The sequence below is a fragment of the Clostridium minihomine genome, from assembly GCF_900240385.1.
Lineage (GTDB): Bacteria > Bacillota > Clostridia > Oscillospirales > Acutalibacteraceae > Faecalispora > Faecalispora minihomine.
The window spans coordinates 688735-706075 of record NZ_OEQH01000001.1 but is presented as its reverse complement, the minus strand read 5'-3'; the positions used below and the strand labels follow the sequence as shown (position 1 = coordinate 706075).

Annotated in this window: 14 protein-coding genes; 10 read left to right on the top strand and 4 right to left on the bottom strand. The window is 45.9% G+C overall.

Going from position 1 to position 17341, the window contains the following annotated elements; translation table 11 throughout:
- The first annotated feature begins 27 nt into the window (after positions 1–27).
- Both C1A02_RS03335 and C1A02_RS03330 read left to right on the top strand, forming a co-directional pair.
- Positions 28–351 (top strand): DUF6809 family protein, encoded by a 324-nt coding sequence (locus C1A02_RS03335; protein WP_101696769.1) that lies wholly within the window; start codon positions 28–30, stop codon positions 349–351.
- Positions 332–829 (top strand): DUF6550 family protein, encoded by a 498-nt coding sequence (locus C1A02_RS03330; RefSeq protein ID WP_101696768.1) that lies wholly within the window; start codon positions 332–334, stop codon positions 827–829. Before C1A02_RS03335 ends, C1A02_RS03330 begins: the two co-directional genes overlap by 20 nt.
- 99 nt (positions 830–928) lie before the next feature.
- On the opposite strand, the gene C1A02_RS03325 is transcribed toward C1A02_RS03330, so the two are convergent.
- Entirely contained in the window at positions 929–2017 is a 1089-nt protein-coding gene (locus C1A02_RS03325) for a DUF6076 domain-containing protein (protein ID WP_101696767.1), read from the bottom strand.
- A gap of 168 nt (positions 2018–2185) precedes the next feature.
- On the opposite strand from C1A02_RS03325, the gene C1A02_RS03320 reads away from it, so the two are divergent.
- The 5 genes from C1A02_RS03320 (at position 2186) to C1A02_RS03300 (ending at position 7289) form a co-directional block, all read left to right on the top strand.
- Complete coding sequence (locus C1A02_RS03320) at positions 2186–3184, top strand: AAA family ATPase (RefSeq protein ID WP_243577895.1); 999 nt, start codon at positions 2186–2188, stop codon at positions 3182–3184.
- Positions 3185–3514: 330 nt separating this feature from the next.
- Entirely contained in the window at positions 3515–3820 is a 306-nt protein-coding gene (locus C1A02_RS03315; protein WP_101696766.1) for a plasmid mobilization protein, read from the top strand.
- The gene (locus C1A02_RS03310) at positions 3820–5199 is read left to right on the top strand and encodes a relaxase/mobilization nuclease domain-containing protein (protein WP_101696765.1); all 1380 of its coding nucleotides are present in this window, start codon (positions 3820–3822) and stop codon (positions 5197–5199) included. Before C1A02_RS03315 ends, C1A02_RS03310 begins: the two co-directional genes overlap by 1 nt.
- Positions 5200–5211: 12 nt before the next feature.
- Positions 5212–5505: a hypothetical protein gene (locus C1A02_RS03305; protein WP_101696764.1), complete on the top strand. Its 294-nt coding sequence runs from the start codon at positions 5212–5214 to the stop codon at positions 5503–5505.
- Positions 5506–5588: 83 nt separating this feature from the next.
- A complete protein-coding gene (locus C1A02_RS03300) occupies positions 5589–7289 on the top strand; it encodes a recombinase family protein (RefSeq protein WP_101696763.1) in 1701 nt (566 codons plus the stop codon).
- 119 nt (positions 7290–7408) lie between these two features.
- On the opposite strand, the gene C1A02_RS03295 is transcribed toward C1A02_RS03300, so the two are convergent.
- Entirely contained in the window at positions 7409–7687 is a 279-nt protein-coding gene (locus C1A02_RS03295) for a zinc-ribbon domain containing protein (RefSeq protein WP_101696762.1), read from the bottom strand.
- A gap of 102 nt (positions 7688–7789) precedes the next feature.
- The gene (locus C1A02_RS03290) at positions 7790–8392 is read right to left on the bottom strand and encodes a sigma-70 family RNA polymerase sigma factor (RefSeq protein WP_243577911.1); all 603 of its coding nucleotides are present in this window, start codon (positions 8390–8392) and stop codon (positions 7790–7792) included.
- A gap of 335 nt (positions 8393–8727) precedes the next feature.
- Between C1A02_RS03290 and C1A02_RS03285 the strand changes: the two genes are divergently transcribed.
- The 3 genes from C1A02_RS03285 (at position 8728) to phnD (ending at position 13483) form a co-directional block, all read left to right on the top strand.
- Complete coding sequence (locus C1A02_RS03285; RefSeq protein ID WP_101696760.1) at positions 8728–10260, top strand: YifB family Mg chelatase-like AAA ATPase; 1533 nt, start codon at positions 8728–8730, stop codon at positions 10258–10260.
- A 319-nt stretch (positions 10261–10579) separates the two neighbouring features.
- Complete coding sequence (locus C1A02_RS03280; RefSeq protein WP_101696759.1) at positions 10580–11134, top strand: epoxyqueuosine reductase QueH; 555 nt, start codon at positions 10580–10582, stop codon at positions 11132–11134.
- A 486-nt stretch (positions 11135–11620) separates the two neighbouring features.
- Complete coding sequence (phnD, locus tag C1A02_RS03275; RefSeq protein ID WP_101696758.1) at positions 11621–13483, top strand: phosphate/phosphite/phosphonate ABC transporter substrate-binding protein; 1863 nt, start codon at positions 11621–11623, stop codon at positions 13481–13483.
- Between the two features lie 692 nt (positions 13484–14175).
- Here the strand turns inward: phnD and C1A02_RS03265 are convergent.
- Positions 14176–17070: an SH3 domain-containing protein gene (locus tag C1A02_RS03265; RefSeq protein WP_101696756.1), complete on the bottom strand. Its 2895-nt coding sequence runs from the start codon at positions 17068–17070 to the stop codon at positions 14176–14178.
- Positions 17071–17341 lie beyond the last annotated feature (271 nt).

The following is a 17341-nucleotide window of genomic DNA, read 5'->3' as shown; positions in this document are numbered from 1 at the left end:
TGTGTGTTGCTAAAGGAGGGCTGGAATATGCCAAAACGATTAGACGACCTGTACCACAGTTTTTTTAAGCAGCAGGATTTTAATGAGCTTAAATTATCCGTGGAGGAAAACCACAAAATTTTGATTGACCGGTTGTCAAAGGAGGATAGGAAAACAGTGCTGCGAATCATTGATGCCTTGGGAATGATTTGTAACTATCAAAGCAAGGCGAGCTTCATCCAAGGCTTCGGGCTTGGAATGGAGCTGGCAACAGAGTTAAACAATTATGACCACGGTCTTGAGGAAGTCCTCAATGACTGTGGTCAATTTTTTATGCCGAAGGGAGAATCTGATGATCAAAAAGAAAGCTAAAGCTATCGCAGTGTCAGTAGCAATCATTTCTCTGCTAATAATTCCACTGTTCAACCAAGGCACATCAGAGCCACTCGTCCCCAAGGTTCGCCCTGTATCAGCACCTTTAACCATTAGGGATAGCATCCCGCCCTCAGAAAACAAAGCCATTGTGGGCGAGGAAACCGCCGAAATCAGCGCCCACAGCACGCCTCCAACAGAAACCGATTTTGAACCGTCAAACCCAACTGACACCACGAAGATTTTGACTGAGAGCAACACCTTGAAGGATAACCCTACCCTCACCCCGGTAACATCGAAAAACACAGTGACTGCAACGGTTCAAGAGTCAAGGATGGGGGACACTCGCATAGTGGATGGTCAAAAGCAGGTCTACTTTCTCGGCTTTGGTTGGATAAACGATAACGATGAACCCAATGTCGCCATTGTCGTAGACGGTGATGGTGACATCAATAAAATGGTGGGGTGCATGGATTAGAGCCAAAGCCAAGTATTCTATCCTATCCCACAGCAAAGGCTGTTCCAACGGGAGAAGCCCTTGTTGTTTTGCATAGGGAGTCGTAAAACACGCACCCCGTTAATCTACCTTGATTTTCGCCAGCATTTCTTCGCCCGTAATTTTTCCATCAAGATAATCGCTCCGAGCCTGCCGCGCCAGCTTTGCCCACTGGGAATACTCCTCCGAGGACATGTCCTTACCGCTAAACTCTTCCGGCAATTTACCGTCCGCACGGTAACGGCGAGAGTACACCTTGTTGTACTCGGTCAGGAAAGCCAGCAAATAATCGTTTCCCTGCATGCCCTGATCATAAAACAGCTTTGCTCCAACCTGTTTGCAGGTGCGATTACCTTTATCAGGCCGGTCACAGAAATCCCGCTTACGTTTATCGGTCAACACAAAATAGCGGCTGCACAGTTTGCAACGCTTAATAAACCGAGCGTTTTTCAGCATCTCGGTAAACTCAAAATAGAGTAGCTCATCTAAATATTCAAACAGATAGTATGGCATCAGACTGACACCTTCGCCATCCTGATGCATGATTTCCAAAAGCTCGTCTGTTTCCCGTAGATTCCAATCATGGATATCCTTAAGCGTATCCATATCCACCTTGCCATTTTTCTTCGGCAATAGCTCATATTTTATTTTCACAGCAGCCTCGGCAAAGCCGGGGTACTCCGATACAAACTCACAAAGCCGCTGGGACATTTCCTTGTCCGAGCGGCTTTCTTTATCTAAACAGGTGGTAACCGCTTTCGTGCATACCTCCTGCAGCTCTAACATGTGTTCCAACTCATCCAAACATGTTGCCAGTGGTCTGAGGAAGGCACCCTCAAATTCATCTTTGGCATAGATGGGTTCTTTCAAAATGTTGTTCAGCAAGCCCACCAAGAAGAAATAGACATAGCGGTGCTTGCCCGCAATGGTTTCTGCAACATCAAATATTTTGTTCCTGATTGTCTGATAGTTTTCCATAATGAGCGAAATGGCTTTCGTTTCGGTGAGCAGTGTTGTGTATTCCTCGAAATCCATTTCCACAAATTCAATTAGTCCATTCCCAATAAACTTTTGCGCGTACTGAGTCACCTTGTCCGGATAAGCGTAAGCCATAGAATAAATCAGCTTATCATTTCCCTCAAAAACTTTGATCAGCGGGTACTGTTCCATAGGCACTCCTCTCGCAAATAATCGATTTTCCTCAAAACAGCGTTTCTGCGATTCGCTGTGTATTTCTTTTTCTGGATATAGGACAATGGTATCACAAGGAATAGAAGTTTTCAACATTCGATTTATTGCACTTTTCAAAGCAAATTGAATTAAGAGGAGGAATCACAAATGTCAAAAAAGTTAAAAACCATGGATGCGGAAACCTTGATGGCCACACCCATGGAGCCGCTTAAATTTATTGTCAGCGGTCTGCTGCCCGAAGGACTGCATGTTCTGGCAGGCTCACCGAAAATTGGTAAGAGCTGGCTGGCACTGTGGATCTGCTTACAGGCGGCAAAGGGTGAAAAGGTATGGGAATTCGAAACGCTAAAAAGCGAAGTCCTGTATCTCTGCTTAGAGGACAGCTTCGCTCGTATCCAAAGCAGGCTGTTTGAAATTACCGATGAAGCACCGGCGACACTTCACTTTGCCATTATGAGTGATACCATCGGCCATGGTCTGGAAAATCAGATTGAAAGCTTCATCAAAGAGCACCCCGGCACAGGACTGATTGTGATTGACACCCTGCAAAAGGTTCGCAAAACCGTTTCCGCAAATGTCAATCCCTATGCCTCCGATTATGATGACATCAGCGCACTGAAGCAAATTGCGGACCGTCATCATCTTGCTATCCTGCTCGTACATCATCTTAGAAAAACAGGAGATGCCGATCCGCTCAATATGATTTCGGGCACCAGCGGTATTGCTGGTGGTGCTGATACAAACTTTGTACTGCAAAAAGACAAGCGAACGGAAAGTACCGCAACGCTCATCTGCACCGGCAGAGATATCGAGGGACGGGAACTGTTCTTGGAGTTTAACAAAGAAAGCTTTGTATGGCAGCTGCTGGAACCGATTGAAATGGAGCAGCTGATTATACCGGATGAAATTTTTCTTCTCTGTGATTTTATAAAATCGGCGGGCAGCTTCACCGGGACGGCAACCGAGCTGATAGAAAACTTGAATCCGGATTGTAGTCCCGCAATTCTGAAAAAGAGAATCATTAAGCACATGGAGCATCTGGGCAGAAATGGCATTCATTATTCCGAGAACAGAACTTTTGAGCGGCGGGAATTTACGCTCCGCTATGACGGCAATGACGATATGACGGTACAATCAAGCTCCTAAAATTTGCCGTCTTTGCCGTCAGCACTGTCACAGGGCAGTAATCTCGCCGCCGTCACCCCCTGTTTGCCCTGTGTGGCGAGATTGACCGTGGAGTGGGATAACTCCACCTAACCCGAATAAACCCGCAAATTGAGCCCCTGTTGCGGGTGACTTCGGATTCGACCTTATTTCAGATAAAACGAGGACGTTTGGGTTGCGTTTTCTCACCCCTTGGGTGAGGCGAGCAGAGCGTCGGGCTATACGCCCGCCACAGCTCGCTCGGGGCAGAAGCCCCGGACCCCACTTTATGGAGCGCCGTTGGCGCAATCAAAATTGAAAGGAAAACCGCCAATGAAAAAGAAACCCTTTGCCTTTCGGATCAGCGAAAGCACATACAAAACCCTGAAACGAAAGGCCAGGCGCGGCAAGGTTACCATGACGGAATTTTTAGAACGAGCCATAACCGATAAAGAGATTGTTGTAGTAGATGGAGTGCAGGAGCTCATCAGTGAGCTGAAAGCCATCGGCAGAAACCTCAATCAGCTGACCACTCTGGCTAATATGGGAAAAGTGGATGCCGTTTACCTTGCAGAAACCAAGGCGAAGCTAAGCGGTATTTATGAAAAGCTATCCGCACTTTGCGAGGTGACTCGGTAATGGCAACGGTTAACTTCATCCCCTGCAAAAAGCAAAATGCCTTCTCCATGCGAAATGAAATTGAATATATTTTGCAGGATTTCAAGGTGTGCATCGATCCAGATAAATTAAATTGTGACCACACCGTCAACTACCAAACCTATTCCACCGATGCGGATAAGACCAGCTGTATCCGCTTAATCTCTGGCAAGGATTGCTGTCCCGAAACAGCTTTTCAGGAATTTATGGCAACCAAGAACAGCTTTAAAAAGGCTGACCAAACCATGTTCTATCACTACGACCAAGCCTTTAAGGATGGTGAAACCATCTCACCCAAAACTGCACATGAGATTGCTGTGAAATTTGCGGAGGATAATTATCCCGATTATGAAGTGGTCATTGCCACTCATGTGGACAACGAGCATCTGCATTCTCACTTTATTATCAATTCGGTCAGCTTCAAAACAGGAAAGAAATTGCACCAAGGCCCCAAAACACTATTCAAGCTTCGGGCGTATTCAGACCAAATTTGTCAGCAATATGGGCTGACCACCCTCAAGCCTTATACAGGCGGCAAGTCTCAAAGTCTCGCCTCTCGGGAATACCGTGTCGCCAAGGGGCAGAGCTGGAAGTTTTCGTTGATGAATGCGATTGATACTGCGATGAAAATCAGTGGCACAAAAGCCGATTTTATCAAGAGTATGGAGCGACAAGGCTACGCGATAATATGGACAGATACCAGAAAATATATTACCTACACCTGCCCAAACACCATGTCCTGCCGGGATATCAAACTCCATAATAACCGCTATTTAAAGGAGATGATGGAACGTGAATTTGAGCTTAGAAGAATTGAAGCAGCGGAACGCAGGCACAGACTCAACAGAGATTCAGCCTACACAACTGCCGCAGAACCCCCAACCCTGTCCGCTGACACAAGAAAAACTGGACAACCTGTTCTACAACCAGAGCGTGATTTGGGATGGAATCGAGAACTTGGAGAAACAGCAGAAAACCTTACAACAGCAGCTCCTCAGCATCAAAACCCAACTGAACAGTCTACCCTCGCAGGCACAACTGGAGCAAATCAGCAAGAGTTTGTTGCAGATACAGCAGGCGTTGTCACCGGCTGGGAAACAGAAAGAGAAGCATTTTTCTCTGTCCAAGCTGCGGCTGCCGCACCTAACATGGACACCGCTGTGGATCGTCATTCCCTTGATCTTGCTGTCATTGGCGGCAGTGTGGTTCAGCTGGGACGCTCTTTGGAACGGCTGGACAACCCTGTTCCCATAAATGATGCCACCACGAAACCACCGCAGCACACCGGCAGAAAGAAGAAATTAGCGGTCGGTCAAAAGGAAGATGACCACAGCGGGCACGATTTTGAAATGAAAATGTGAAGGAGATGCGATATGACAAACGAGCGTTTAGCAGCACAGCATTATCTGAAAACCAATATTCTCGGCGCTTACGAAACCGCCGATATCATTTGGCAAAGCGACAGCGAGGGCACCTCTCACCGCACCTTTACAGACAGCTTTGTTTACACAGACGAAACCGCCCACACCGTTGAGCGGGATATGGTGGTGGAGGACAGAGTGTTCCGGGTACATTCCGTGTTCCCCCTTAAAAGCGCATCTACCCCCACGAAAAAGATGCTTTCAGTGATTGAAAACGACCTCGAAAAGGCTCTTAAAAACGCTTGATTTCAGTAGACTTGTGGAACCTGTTGCGGTATGCTTTGGTTACCGTATTCAGTTTGCCACAACAAGAAGGAGGATTTTAAACGATGGCAAACAACGAAAAATATACCATACTGTACGGCAGACTGAGTCAGGAAGATGACCGGGAGGGTGAGAGCAACAGCATCCAAAATCAGCGGTTGATTCTCACCAAGTACGCAGAGGAAAAGGGCTTTGGCAATATTCGTTTTTTGTTCGATGACGGTTTCAGCGGAACAAGCTTCAACCGCCCTTCATGGAATGAGATCATGGGGCTGATTGAAAGCGGACAGGTGGAAACCTTGATCGTCAAGGACATGAGCCGTCTCGGCCGGGATTATCTGCAAACCGGTTTTCTCATGGAGCACACCTTTCCCAACCACAATGTCCGGTTTATTGCAATCAATGATGCGGTGGACACGCTCTACGGCGATAACGACTTTGCTCCGTTCCGGAACTTATTTAATGATTTTTACGCAAAGGACTGCAGCAAAAAGATTCGATCGGTGAAGAAAGCACAGGCTGAACGCGGGGAACGGGTTGGGACAAGGCCGCCCTATGGGTACAAAAAAGACGAGAGCAATCCCAAAAAGATTGTTCCCGATCCAGAAGCCGCCGAGGTGGTCAAGCATATTTTCAAACTGTGTGTCGATGGTAGAGGGCCGAGTCAAATTGCAAAGCAGTTAACAGAAGAAGGTATTGTTAACCCTTCAAATTCATATTACAACCAGACTGGAGTTCCACTCACTAATTTAGACAGAACGAGGATTTGCAACTGGTCAAAAAACACTGTTTTAAGAATATTAGACGACGAAACCTACCTTGGACACACAATTAATCTGAAACACACCACCGCATCTTACAAAAATAAAAAGCAGATCATTCGCCCGGAATCCGATTGGCTAAGGTTTGAAAACACCCATGTGGGAATTATCGACCAAGAAATTTGGGACATCGCCCATACGGTTCGGGAGCATAAAAAGCGTCCGAGAAAAAACATGGAGAACCCTAACTCTTACTCGGGGCTTGTCTTCTGCGCCGATTGTGGAAAGCCTTTGGTTCTGCATCGTGCCCATACCATGGACGAAAGTAAGAACAACTTCGCCTGCTCCACATATAAGAAGTATGGCAAAGAAACCTGCTCCGCCCATTACATCCGGGAAAGCCAGCTTGCTACGGTGATTTTGGATGACCTGAAGCGTATCACTCACTTTGCAAGACAGGACGAAGCATTGTTTGCAGAGTGTATCAACCGCAAAAACACTGCTGATACCAGAAAAGAAATCACTACGCTGCAAAAAGAACTGGAGACTATGCGAAAAAGGGATTTGGAGCTTACCGCACTTTTCAAACGGCTCTATGAGGACAATGTGCTGGGGCGTATACCCGATGAGCATTACCGAGCCCTGTCCGATGAGTATATCACAGAACAAAAAGCCTTACGGGAACGTATACCAAAATCCGAAGCGAGAATGGATAAGCTGAAGAGCTCCCTTACCAACGTGGACAAGTTTATTGAAAAGGCGAAAAAGTATACCGACCTTACCGAGCTGACTCCGGAATTGCTTCGGATGTTTATTGTAAAAGTTGTGGTGGGTGAAAAGGCTGAGAAATACTCCCGTACCGCTCCGCAGGATATTTGGATTCACTACCGTGACATTGGAATGCTGAACGATGTCAAAGAGGAATTTGATATTCCATCCATGGAAACATTCTACGGAATGGACGATAAAATGATGTTTGATGATGAACTGCCAGCTGCAATTTAAGGCATAGCAAAAGGCGGACAGTCGAAACTGTCCGCCTTATACCCCGCATTTTAGGTGGTTCACAAAGTATCCTTATGGACACTCGCCTAAAAGCATGGGGCGTTAATTTCGGTTGTCTATTAGCCTTCTTCTCTCATCTTCGCAAAGCACTCGCTGCAATATACAGGGCGATCCTCGCGGGGTTTGAAAGGAACCTTGGCTTCCTGACCACAGGACGCACAAGTTGCTACAAACATTTCACGCTCTGGTTTTGCCGCACTCTTTCGTGCATCACGGCATCCTTTGCAGCGCTGCGGCTCATTCACAAAGCCTTTGGCCGCATAAAATTCCTGTTCGCCGGCAGTGAAAACGAATTCAGAGCCGCATTCTTTGCAGATGAGAGTCTTGTCCTCGTACATTTGATTACCTCGCTTTGAATTAAAGATATTTGCCCATAGACGGATTTGCACCGACGCCTTTGATTACCAACGCTCTACTTAAGCTATCCGGGCACAACAATCCTAAAATGGTTTTTTTAATTTTTGGCGCACCCGTTGGATCGCATTATCCACTGCCTTAACGGTAATGGATTGCTTTTCAGCGATTTCCTGATAGGTACAGCCACTTAAATATAAAAATAGCACTTTCTGCTCCATTTTAGACAAGGTTTGATTGATTCGGGCTTTCAGCCCTTCCAAATTTTCACGGTCAATCAACAGCGTTTCCGGATTGGCAATTTGGTCGGATACAAACGAGGCTTTAAAGTTTTGATCCTCTTCTGCATCATTTAAAGAAACAAAATTATGTAAAGGTAAGTTTTTGCGGCTTAATGCCGAACGGCAAGCCGATACCATTTGATTGTAAATACAAATTCCCGCATAAGTTCGAAAACTGGCAGAACCATTTTTCCGGTAGCTGTGCGCCGCACTAAGCAAACCGACTAAGCCCTCCTGGTACAGATCCTCGGCCTCTAAGGGAACGCCCCGAAAAGTTGCCGCCTTTGAGCGGATTACATCCATATAACGGGCCGTCAGCTCAATAAAAGCCTCTGTATTCCCTGCGTTCACAAGCTCTATCACTTGCTGGTCGGAAAGCTCCGACATTTTATCTAACAAAATAAGCACCCCAGGCATAAGCGATTCTCTATGTTTTTTATTTTACTCTATAAAATAATCAAAGTCAATAAAAATTACAAAATTATTTATTATTCCCTAGTGAAAATAGTATTACACGCACAAAACTCAAGTGTTTTTTACCAATATTACACAGTAGAACGTGCTGATATTTCCCTTACTGTGGAAAGGAAATAGGATTCGTAGTATAATCATTTCATGTCACAATTAAAATTTTGTTGTCTGAAAGAACACCAAATTCCCGCCTGCACAGGTGCCCAAACCACAGGCAGCAAAAAAACTTGATATTTTTATAAACTATAAAGAAAAAAGATGGGAGGGATTTTGTGGTATCTTATCTGCATAGCTTGGGTCTGCATGGTATGAATGCCTTTCTGGTCAAGGTTGAAGCAGATGTTTCAAGCGGTTTGCCTGCCTTTGATTTGGTTGGTTTACCAGATGCCGCTGTCAAAGAATCCCGTGACAGAGTGCGCTCGGCATTGAAAAATTGCGGCTTTACTTATCCGGTATCCAAAATCACAGTGAATCTGGCGCCGGCGGATCAGCGCAAAGAAGGCCCTATTTACGATTTGCCGGTTCTGGTCTCTGTGCTGTGTGCTTCCGGCCAGCTGGATGTGGATTTATCCCACTGCGTTTTGGTGGGCGAATTATCTTTATCCGGCGAAATTCGGCCGGTAAAGGGTGTGCTGCCAATGGCTTTGGCTGCAAAAGATGCCGGCTTTACCGATTTTTTTGTTCCTGCCGAAAACGCACCGGAAGGTGCTGTGGTAGAGGGGCTTCGGGTCTATCCGGTGAATGATATTCAATCTCTTGTCCGCCATCTTACCGGAGAAATTCCGTTACTTCCCTGTGCCCCCAGTATTTATGCAAGGAAAAATGCCTCCCTTCCCCTGCCGGATTTTGCAAATGTGCGGGGGCAAGAAACTGCAAAGCGAGCTTTAGAGATCGCAGCCAGCGGCGGGCATAATATTTTGATGATCGGTCCGCCCGGCTCTGGAAAAAGTATGCTGGCCAAACGGATCCCTTCCATATTGCCAGACATGACCTTGGCAGAAGCTATTGAAACAACCCAGGTTTATTCCATAGCCGGCAATTTGCTGAAAGGCGGTACTCTGCTGTGGGACAGGCCCTTTCGTTCCCCTCACCATACGGTTTCTCCTGCCGGGCTCTCTGGCGGTGGGACGGTTGTGCGTCCCGGAGAAATTTCACTGGCTCACAACGGCGTGCTGTTTTTAGACGAATTGCCGGAATTTCGCCGGGATGCGATGGAGGTGCTCCGCCAACCGCTGGAAAACGGGGTGGTTACGATTTCTCGAGTCAGCGGCAGCGTAACTTATCCCTGTTCCATTATGCTGGTAGCCGCCATGAATCCCTGCCCTTGCGGTTACTTTGGGCATCCCACCAAATCTTGCATTTGCACCGCCCATGCGGTGGATCGCTATCTCAGCAAGATTTCCGGCCCGCTTTTGGACCGAATGGATTTGCATGTGGAAGTTCCTCCGGTGGAATTTGATGTATTATCTTCCAGCCAAAAATCCGAAAGTTCTTCCCAGATTCGGGAACGGGTCAATGCTGCAAGGGAACGGCAAAACCAGCGGTTTCAGGGAACATCCATTTCCTGTAACGCACGAATTACACCGGATTTTCTCTATGAATCCTGTCAGCTGAGCGCAGCAGCTCACACTCTTCTAAAAAATGCCTTTGAAAGGCTCAGCCTTTCTGCCAGAGCCTTTGACCGGGTTCTCAAAATTTCCCGAACCATTGCAGATTTGGACAACAGTGATACCATTGAATCCCGCCATGTGGCAGAGGCTGTGCAGTACCGTACCCTTGACCGAAAATATTGGAGGAATTCTTAACAGAACTCACCCTCGTTTTTCAGATCAAAAAAGCACAGTAAATAGTATAGAAACCAGTTTATGATAAAAAAGTTTAAATTATTTTCTGGGACAATATCGTTCGGCACAACAGAATAACCCATCGGCATATTTTACCATGCCAAGCTCTTCACACCAGAAAGTCTTTGGCGATAAACAATTCGAAGTATCCCGGCAGACTGTATTTTAACCCCTGTAATAATGCTATCTATTGTAAAATAGTCTAGCGGTTCTTCCCCGCGTCAGTCACACCAGTCCAATGAAATGCTCATAAGAAATTTTAAATAATCAGGTGATAGTAATGAAAACACTTTTGCATACTTGCTGTGCTCCCTGTTCCATTATGTGTATCGAATCTCTGCGCAGCGAAAATATTGAGCCTGTCGGCTTTTGGTACAACCCCAATATTCATCCTTATACCGAATACCGCAGCCGCAAAGAAGCGTTGGTGCAGCACGCAAAGGATGTGCAAATGGAATTGATTTTGGAAGGAGATTACGGTCTGCGTGAATTTATCCGAAACGTTTCTCCCGATTTTGATCGCCGATGCGGATATTGCTATTCCGTTCGCGCAGAAATTGCCGCCGCGTATGCCGCAGCCCATGGTTTTGACAGCTTTTCTTCCACTCTTTTAATCAGTCCCTATCAGAATCATGAACTGCTGCGTGAAACGATGGAAAAAAGTGCCGAGAAATACGGTGTACAGTTTCTATATCGGGATTTTCGCCCTTATTTCCGCGAAGGACAGCAGCGCGCCCGGGAAAAGGGGTTATATATGCAAAAATATTGCGGCTGTGTTTTCAGTGAAGAAGATCGCTACCGCAAAAAGCCCAAGAAAAAGAAAGAGGCAGTATAAGAACCCCCTCCCCCCTTTCTTACAACTACCCGAACTCTTTTTAGAAACATAGACTCCAGAGGGATCGTGGCTTACAAGCAGAACACTACCCCTTTAAAAGTGCTACAGATTAAGATGATTTAGTCCCACAGAATAAATAAAACAGAAAGAAGTGCTCGCAAGTTTAGCTTGTGGGCACTTCTTTCTGTTTTAAATACTTTATTTTGTACTTTCATATCATTTGTGGGGGCAAAACAACCACAATCATCAAATATTATTCTAAAAAGTAATTGATAAAGCAATAAATCTCTTTTTAAGCTTAGAATACAAAGGTCGCCGAGCGGCTTTTTAAGACTTTTTAGACTTGCAGAAATATACATAACATTGACAAATGATAAGATTTGAAATATAGTAATACTATATATAAAAGAGTTATGGAACGAAAGGAAAGAAGTGAAATTTTATCAGTTTTGAACTAAATTTTTTGATTGCTGAGGTGGTAGAAACATGAATTTTTCATCGAAACAGTCTGTCCTTATTTCTGCAATCGCAATTCTCATTCTTCAGACAATAGGGCTTTTGCTCCAATTCCACGGGTTGGGCGGATTTCTCTATTCCGTAATCGGAAGCACCCTTATTCTGGTAGCCGTTTACGCTCTGTGTGAAAAAAGCAGCCGAAAGCCCCGGCCCGTCCAGAAGGATGACCTGGGGGAACATCTTTTTCAGGTCGCAGAAACCATGGGATTTGACTCCCAGCAGCTGATCTGGCTTTCCAACGACAACATAAAAACTTTTGAAAAAGTTGCAAAGATTTCTTATGAGATTGAAAAGCTCAGCGAACAGAATGCGGCCAGTTCGCAAGAAATCAATGCAAGCATCAATGAATTTGCCGGTGCATGTATCAATCTGAATTCCGGAATTATAAAAATCGAGGATCATTCCAGAAATTCCATTGAAATGCTGGATAAAAATGAGCAGACCATTCGAAGCATCGGGAGTTTCATCCTCGACCTTACATCCGTAATCCAAGTCGCTTCTGACAGCAATCTGGAACTAAAAGAATCCTCTGCAAAAATCAATGAAATTGTGGACTCTATCCGAAAAATATCAAGCCAGACTAACCTTCTGGCGCTGAACGCCACGATAGAGGCCGCGCGGGCAGGAGAAGCCGGCAGGGGTTTCTCTGTTGTTGCCGGAGAAATTCGGCGGCTTGCAATGCAGACGAACGACGCAATCTCTATCATTGAGGGTGTTGTCAGAAATATTGTCGATAAGATAGAGACATCCAACACAGCCATGACTGAAATCGGCGACAAAATGAAAAATGTAGATATCATTGTCACGGAATCTTCTCAGATTATTCAAGAAATCAATTCGATTCTGAAGGATGTTCAGAACTCAATTTCCGATTTGACCCAAGAATCGGTGATCCAAAAGAATACGGCAGCTGAAATTGAACAGGCGGTAGAAAATGTCTCAGAAGCGGCACAAAAGACTCACGATGTTTCCTGTTCGGCGATCGATATGGTAAATGTCCAGCAAAAGAAAAATGAAACCATTCTTTCTTTCTGCAACAAAATCGGCGAAACCGCAGAAATGCTTCAGCAGGATGCCATGGCTTTTAAAAAGCAGGATGAAATTATCTTTGGCGTCAACCCCTTTGTTGAGCCAGACCGTATCCGCAAAACCTATGTGCCCATTCTTGAGCGGGTATGTGACAGTGTGGGGCTGAAATGTCGCACCCTGATCGTCAGAAGCTATGACGCACTCAGTGAAAGCGTCGAAAAAAGCATTATCGACATTGGCTGGTTTTCTCCGTTCGCATATGTCAACGCGCATGAAAAATGCGGGGCAAATGTGCTTGTTACCCCCAAGGTTCAGGGCCGCTGTTCTTATAACGGATACATTGTGGCCCGCAAGGACGGCAGGGTGCGTTCCCTTAATGATCTAAAGGGAAAAACCTTTGCCTATGTGGATAAAAAAAGTGCGTCGGGATATCTGTACGCCCGCGATATGATAAAACAGAACCATATGAATCCAGATACTATTTTTGAAAAGGTTGTTTTTTTAGGCAACCACAATAATGTTGTCAATGCCATTCTGGCCGGAGAAGTGGACGCGGGCGCAACCTATGATGAGGTTTTCAATCAGGCGCGTGCCGATGGACTTTTTACCGATGAGCTGATTATTGTTGCCCGTACCGAAGAAATTCCCAAAGATGCTTTAGCCGCCAGAAAGGACATGCCCGCAGCGCTGATGGAAAAACTCAGCAGCGCCTTCGTGTCTTTTAGCGGGGCGGACACGACTGTTCAGGGATTTGTCAGAAGTGAGGATAAAGCATATGATATTATCAGAAGGTTAAATCAATAATCCGAGTTTATAACATCTCCCATATTATCATTTCAATAAACGCAAAAAGCGATAAATTAATAGCAATCAGAAATCAAGAATATGAAAAAATAACCCATAAAATAAACTGCTTGCGTTAACTGCATGTGTGATGATTATCAGAAACCATGGCAAGCAGCGGCAGCACTGAGCCAAAATACCACGATTGTCATCACATAATCGTAATCTGGTCAACCATCTGCTTAATCAAACAAACATATAGAACGCCTGATAGAATTGGTACTTGCTGTGCCTGTTCTGTCAGGCGTTCTGTTTTTCTTAGAAAGAAGTATAACGTTCTGCATTCTTAAAGTGAAACAAAAAAGCCTGCAAAACAGTTTCTTTAACGGGCAATGGATCCGCACCAAAGCGTAAATGTTTACCCAAACATTACATGCAAACCGTTTTTATCGCCATTGCAGGCAGAGACAATGATATTTAAAAATTTAAGGCCCCAAATTTTGCAGAAGTTTATGAAAGATGGTGGTGTGTATCAGCGTTCCACCCCCCAGAAGAAATCCCCCCTCAAATCAATGCAGCTGTTTGGACGGGGTTTTGGGCGAAAGAAAAGCCGCAGGATTCGAAAATCCCACGGCGTTTTTCAAAAATCAGAATATTTTCTTAACCCAGAGCACTTTGAAGCAGAATTTTTTCGGATATGAATCTTTTCTTTTTTATTGCTCATACGGCTTGGCAGAGATGGGGTAAGTAAATTGATAGGTGTTCTTTTTATAGTTCGAATGGCTGCTGTCCGCTTCGGTGTAGTTGCCATAAGAGAACACTTTGGTTTCACCCAAACGGCGGTATACCAGTCCGGCATAAACCTGCCCGCCCGCCTGATTCCATCGCAGCCACTCTGTTGCAATGGCGTTGGCATCGGTGTAATTTAAATCCCTTTGTAAACTGGAAGCATTATCAAACCGAATATAGCCGGAGCGCGCCCAGCCAATGGTTCCGTCCTGAGTTTGCACCTGATACCAGTAAGATTTTGTGGACGTGTCCATACTGGTTTGCAAAACCTGCAAGTACGACGAAGCTGCAACCTCTGTCAAACGGCCGCTGCTGGAATTCGGCGTCAGATACAGATCAAAATTTAAAGTAGCCGTTGCAGAAAGACTTTGCCCCGCCGGAATCGTGGGCGGAACCACCGAATTTAATAGGATATGCCGAATGTCAAAGGCATTGGTACCGTTCCAGTTACCGGCCCCCACATTATAAGAAAAACTGACCATTGCGTCAAAATTCTGCTGGTTGGCCCGAATGTTGTTATTGGTAATAAAGGTGTTGACGGCCTGCGTATAAGAGCCGTTCACAGAATTCAGCAGTTGGGCCCAAGCCTCAGTTTTGGTTTGGTTATTATAAAACAGCGTACCTGCTCCAAATGTTTGTCCATAGCCGATGGTGGGAATGTTATAAGCCAGTTTATCCGGATAAACTGCGGCACTGTACCCTTCCCACTTTCCAATCAGAGTCAGCATTTCATCACTGACGCGACGTTTTTCGGTGGTGGACACTTTTTTATCTTGAGAACTGACGACAAAACTGCTGGTGCTGGCACCCGTACCACTAAAGTTCGATCCATTGGTAGAAGAGTAGGCTGTCACCTGATAAGTACCCGGCGTAGAAAAATTCATGGTAGCTTTCCATACCCGCGTATAATTGGACGCCAAACCGGTGCTGGTAGAGTTTTCTGCAGTATAGTTACTCACATCCACAGTTTTCGTCGTGCCGTTATTCATGTTTACCACAAATCGTACCGATGCGCGGGTATTATCGGTAACCGCAATCAACTGCACCTGCTGGCCTACCCCGGTAATGTTTGGGGAAGTATAAGCGGCCTTGACCGGTTCTGCCGCCGTGACCGTTACATTGCACGAAACTGTTGAAGAGCCCGCCGTGGCAGTAATTACTGCACTGCCCGGCTGATTGCCATAAATAAATCCGTTGCTAACGGTCGCCACATTGGTGTTGCTTGATTTCCAAGTTACTGCACTGCCGGAAGGCTGCACTGTAGCGGTGATATAATAACTTTTCCCTTGGGGAATCGTGCCCGAACTATGGGACAGTTTTAATCCCGAAACCTGAGAATTATCATTTCCGTACAGGAATTCAATATAGTCATTGAACAAATAGCCCACCAGGCCACCCGGTGTTTTCACTTTCGTCCACTGGGAATTCGAAGTATCCAGAACCTGTACAACCACACCCGAACTCAGCGTGGTCAGCTTCTGGCAATCGGTGTTGGGCTCAGCACGCAGATTCACAGCGGTTGTGGTTCTGGCACCGGTAATTTCAGAAGGAACAGATCCACCGGAACCAGACGTTGTAACCGTCACCGGCAGCTGGGCAGACACTCCCCCGTTGCTGATGGTAATGGTCGCCGAACCGGCCGCCAATGATTTAATTTCATACAAATAGCCCCGGGCATCATTGGCGTTTTTCAGCGTCACGCTGACCACAGAGGAATTGGAAGACGTCGCTGTGGGACTGCTACCCTTGGCAATTCCTGCGGCCAAGAACTGATAGACCTTGCCGGTTTCGGTAAACTGATAGCTTTTGGTGTCCAGTGTAATTGCTGAAGTTTGTCCACCGGAAGAACCGCCGGAGCCAGACACCGTCACCGGCAGCTGGGCAGAAGCGCCCCCATTGCTGATGGTAATGGTCGCTGAACCGGCCGCCAAAGACTTAATCTCATACAAATAGCCTCGGGCATCATTGGCGTTTTTCAGCGTCACACTGACCACAGAGGAATTGGAAGACGTCGCTGTGGGGCTGCTCCCCTTGGCAATTCCCTTCGCCAAAAACTGATAGACTTTTCCGGTTTCGGTAAATTGATAACTTTTGGTGTCCAATGTAATTGCCGCGGTTTGTCCACCGCCTGTATTCCCACCGCCCGTATCATTTCCTCCGGAAGGAATATCAGGGTGATTCCCCAGCAGCGTAATGGAACGGGCAGATTCCCCTGCGGGTTTGACTCCTTTTTGAACGGTTATTTTAATAGAGGCATGTCTTCCGGCCACTTCAGCCATAATGTAACACACGCCCTCACTTCGCCCGGTAACGCGGTATTTATCTGTGCCGGGTACTTGCGCCACCGTGGCAATTCCGGTTCGGGAGGAATATACCTTTACATCTTTTTGGGTCAGGCCCATTCCTTCTACTTTTGCCCGAAAGTCATAAATGTTCCCCGGCGCCATGGTATAGCTGCGGGTGTCCAAAGTCAGAGTTCCGTATGTACTGGAAGAAGAGCTGCCCGAACTGCTGCCGGAACCGGAAGAAGCAACATTTAAATACTGCGCGCTGCAATATCCCTGTGTTCCGTCCGAAAGCTTGATTTTATACCAGCCGGAAGTGCCCGAATCCAGTGTTTCCACCGCAGTTCCCTTCTCAACAGTTTTTACAACCTGATAAGTGGTGCCCGGCCCCGAGCGCACATTTAATTTCTCTGTGGCAGTAGCCGCCGCTGCGAAAGCAACCGGCACACTATGTACAAAAACCGCTGTAATCATTGCAGCGGAGAGCATCGCCGAAAAGATACGTTTGGTCAAGGATGGTTTTGCTCGATTCATTCTTTTAATCCCTCTTTGCAATAAATTCTTCATTCAATCTGGCTTTATTCATTCTTCGTTTCATTCCGATCCATAGACCCGAATAGATATTTTGTTTGACATCAAACGGCAAAAACCGCCGTTCTACTTGATTATACCGCAAGGATATTTTTGGATCAACCAAAATTGGAAAAACGTAAGAATTATACCATAATTGACCAATTAAGAAGTCGTATCATTTTTATTCCATCAAAAAATTCCCCTCCGATAAGGTCAGAGGGGAAAAGAAAGA

Coding starts and splice junctions, on each gene's coding strand:
- phnD (WP_101696758.1), top strand. CDS start 11,621: ATGAATTTTTCATCGAAACAGTCTGTCCTTATTTCTGCAATCGCAATT.
- C1A02_RS03335 (WP_101696769.1), top strand. CDS start 28: ATGCCAAAACGATTAGACGACCTGTACCACAGTTTTTTTAAGCAGCAG.
- C1A02_RS03280 (WP_101696759.1), top strand. CDS start 10,580: ATGAAAACACTTTTGCATACTTGCTGTGCTCCCTGTTCCATTATGTGT.
- C1A02_RS03325 (WP_101696767.1), bottom strand. CDS start 2,017: ATGGAACAGTACCCGCTGATCAAAGTTTTTGAGGGAAATGATAAGCTG.
- C1A02_RS03315 (WP_101696766.1), top strand. CDS start 3,515: ATGAAAAAGAAACCCTTTGCCTTTCGGATCAGCGAAAGCACATACAAA.
- C1A02_RS03310 (WP_101696765.1), top strand. CDS start 3,820: ATGGCAACGGTTAACTTCATCCCCTGCAAAAAGCAAAATGCCTTCTCC.
- C1A02_RS03330 (WP_101696768.1), top strand. CDS start 332: ATGATCAAAAAGAAAGCTAAAGCTATCGCAGTGTCAGTAGCAATCATT.
- C1A02_RS03300 (WP_101696763.1), top strand. CDS start 5,589: ATGGCAAACAACGAAAAATATACCATACTGTACGGCAGACTGAGTCAG.
- C1A02_RS03305 (WP_101696764.1), top strand. CDS start 5,212: ATGACAAACGAGCGTTTAGCAGCACAGCATTATCTGAAAACCAATATT.
- C1A02_RS03295 (WP_101696762.1), bottom strand. CDS start 7,687: ATGTACGAGGACAAGACTCTCATCTGCAAAGAATGCGGCTCTGAATTC.
- C1A02_RS03265 (WP_101696756.1), bottom strand. CDS start 17,070: ATGAATCGAGCAAAACCATCCTTGACCAAACGTATCTTTTCGGCGATG.
- C1A02_RS03320 (WP_243577895.1), top strand. CDS start 2,186: ATGTCAAAAAAGTTAAAAACCATGGATGCGGAAACCTTGATGGCCACA.